The sequence below is a fragment of the Inquilinus sp. genome (genome assembly GCF_057815775.1).
In genome coordinates, this window is sequence record NZ_JBYRFX010000880.1 from 1 (window position 1) to 1999 (window position 1999).

Genomic DNA, 1999 nt, shown 5'->3' on the forward strand with positions numbered 1-1999 from the left:
CCGCACCTTCGACGTTCACCACGTCCGCCCCCCTCTCCGTCATTGCGAGCGCAGCGAAGCAATCCATCGGGCCGTTCATGCGGCGCCATGGATTGCTTCGTCGGCTTCGCCTCCTCGCAATGACGGGGAGGGGGCCGCCGCCGCCGATTCCCGGCCCGTGCAGTTTGACTTGACTCGTTTGTTCCCTTTATGTTCTCATCCTCTCATGGACACCGCCACCATCAGCCCCGAAGCCCCGTCCGCCGCATCGCCGGCCATGGAAGAGGCTGACCGGGATGACGTTGTGCTGTCCGAACTGACGGAACTCAGCCTGGAACTGGCCCGGGCGATCCAGGCCGCGGGCGTGAAGGCCGCCAAGGCCGGCGACCTCGACAAGGCCGGCGTGGCGGAAACCCATTTCAGCGGGCTGGCCCTCGGCATCCGCCGCGCCATCGCGCTGAAGGACCGGCTGCGCGAGCGGCAGGAGGAGGCCCGGCGCGAGGCCGAGGAGGGATGGATCCGGCGGCAGGAGGTGCGGGATGACCGCCACCGCCGCGTCGCGCGCGCCGTGATCCGCGCCATCAAGGCCACACCCGCGGATCCCCCTGCGGACCGGGACCGGCTGACCGCCGATCTGTGGACCCGGCTGGACAAGGCCGACCGGATCGACGCCGACCGTCCCGACACGGTCCTGCCGATCGAGACCCTGGTCCTGCGCATGTGCCGCGACCTCGGGATCAAGCCCGACTGGCCCGCGGTCGAGGCGGCCGTGTTACCCGGCTCATCGATCCCGCGCCCGATGCCGCCGCCCGGCTGGAACCCCCGGCAGGACTGGATGCAGAAATCCGCCTCCGCGCTGCTGCGCGACGGGGACAACACCAGCTGAGGGCTGGGCGTGCGTCCTTGCCTCTAGATCCCGCCGAACCCGTTTGCCTCGCCTTTCCCGCCCTGCGGGAGGGGGCGGAGGTGTTTGCGCGTCCGGCGTAGGTTGGGTTCGCGACGCGAACCCAACATCCCACGGCCTGGGCCATTGTTGGGTTCGCAAGAGCGAACCCAACCTACGACGCCGTTGTGGCGACAGAGGGACGGCCCGACCAACCCCGGGAACCAATCGCGGCATCACGGTTTTGCTTCCTATGATGCGGTCACGGGCCCGGGTCGCGGGATGATCGTTGGTCGAAACAGGGAGACCCCGATGTGCACCCGCCACCATCGCCATTCGATCTTCTGCATCCTGCCGCCCTATCTGCTGCGCGCGATCCTCGCCAACGGCAGCAAGGCGCAGAAGGCGGCGGCCAACCGTGCGCTGGGCATCGACGGCACGCTGCGGTCGATGCGGGCCCAGCTGGCCGTGGCCCAGAGCCTGGCGGCGCGCCGCAGCCGCAAGCTGGCCCTGCCGCCATCGCGGCAGCGCAGCATCTACACCGCCGAGGGCGGCGAGGGCCTGCCGGGCAAGCTGGTGCGCGCCGAAGGGCAGGGGCCGTCCGGCGACGTCGCGGCCGACGAGGCCTATGACGGGCTGGGCCACACCTTCGATTTCTTCCTGGAGGCCTACCGCCGCAACTCGATCGACGACGACGGCATGGCGCTGGACGCCACCGTCCATTACGGCGACCGCTACAACAACGCCTTCTGGAACGGCCAGCGCATGGTATTCGGCGACGGCGACGGCGACCTGTTCAACCGTTTCACCAGCGCGCTCGACGTCATCGGCCATGAGCTCGGCCATGGCGTCACCGAGGACGAGGCCGGCCTCGTCTACATGCAGCAGCCGGGCGCGCTGAACGAATCCCTGTCCGACGTCTGGGGGTCGCTGATCAAGCAATGGGTGCTGAAGCAGACCGCCGACAAGGCCGACTGGATCATCGGCGCCGGCCTGCTGACCAAGAAGGTTCACGGCATCGGGCTGCGGTCGATGAAGGCGCCGGGCACCGCCTATGACGACCCGGTGCTGGGCAAGGACCGCCAGCCCGGCCACATGAAGGACTATGTCGACACGATGCAGGACAATGGCGGCGTC

2 protein-coding genes are annotated in these 1999 nt (G+C 69.0%); both read left to right on the forward strand.

Going from position 1 to position 1999, the window contains the following annotated elements:
- Nucleotides 1-865: hypothetical protein (locus AC3XYG_RS31670; RefSeq protein ID WP_489143869.1), on the forward strand; the 865-nt coding region annotated here is incomplete at its 5' end.
- Nucleotides 866-1174: 309 nt separating this feature from the next.
- A partial coding sequence (locus AC3XYG_RS31675) for a M4 family metallopeptidase (protein ID WP_489143870.1) occupies nt 1175-1999 on the forward strand: 825 nt, incomplete at its 3' end.